Raw genomic sequence first — 1,078 nt, forward strand, 5'->3', positions numbered from 1 at the left:
GTAACATTTGGAGTTGTAGAATTACCTTTTAATATAACAGCATTAGACGAACAACTTAGTGTACCATCAACAGAAGCGGATACATTAGGTACTATAATATCCTGGGTTACAGTTACCGTTTTAGATCCTGCACATCCATTGTCATTAGTTACTTCTAGTGTATAATCTCCAGGTTCGCTTACATTTATATTTTTTGTATTTGCTGTAAAGTTATTAGGTCCTGTCCAATTATAATTAACATCATTATCAGAAGATCCACCGGTTATGGTTACAGCATCATTAATGCATGTAAGTATACCTTCTACAGAAGCAGTAGCATCAATAGTTCCTGGATTTTTTTCTGTAACCTTTACATTGTCAAAATAGTAAAATTCATCTGAAGCAGTAGTTCTTGATTTGACTATAATTTGTAGACTATTTCCACTGAGTGAGCCTATTGATACAGTAGTTCCTGAACTGCTATTGTTATTTATGGCTCCTGAATTTTTACTAAAACGAACCTCTTGCCCTTCATTTATTTTATAATAAAGATCAATAAAGTCAAGATTTTCTCCAGTGTCTTCCATATCCCCTGTACTATATAAGAGAACAGAGATGTTCACATCATTTTTTCCTTTAATATCGATTGATTCAGAGGTCCATATTCCTTTTTTATCTTTCCCTGTATTATTAACTTTAAATCGATTATCTTTTACATGAAAGCCTCCAGAGCTTGGATTTTGAGTAGTCCAGGCTGTTGATCCAGAATCTGATGTTGTTCCTGTACTTAGGTTAAATTTTTCAAACCAAATATTAGTTTGGGTACCACCAGTAGAAGCTACATTTACCGATAAAGATGAAGTACATCCATTATTAGGGTTTGTTACTGTTAAGGAGTAATTTCCTGTTTGGCTTACAGTAGGGTTTTGTAATGATGAGCTGAAGTTATTAGGTCCAGTCCAGAGATAAGTAACATTTGGAGTTGTAGAATTACCTTTTAATATAACAGCATTAGACGAACAACTTAGTGTACCATCAACAGAAGCGGATACATTAGGTACTATAATATCCTGGGTTACAGTTACCGTTTTAGATCCTG

1 pseudogene is annotated in these 1,078 nt (G+C 34.0%); it reads right to left on the bottom strand.

Annotated elements, in window-relative coordinates:
- Nucleotides 1-1,078 (bottom strand): annotated as a pseudogene (locus FOF46_RS32380) (hypothetical protein); the annotation flags it as partial.

Source organism: Aquimarina algiphila, assembly GCF_007489275.1.
In the GTDB taxonomy this organism is placed as follows: Bacteria; Bacteroidota; Bacteroidia; order Flavobacteriales; family Flavobacteriaceae; genus Aquimarina; species Aquimarina algiphila.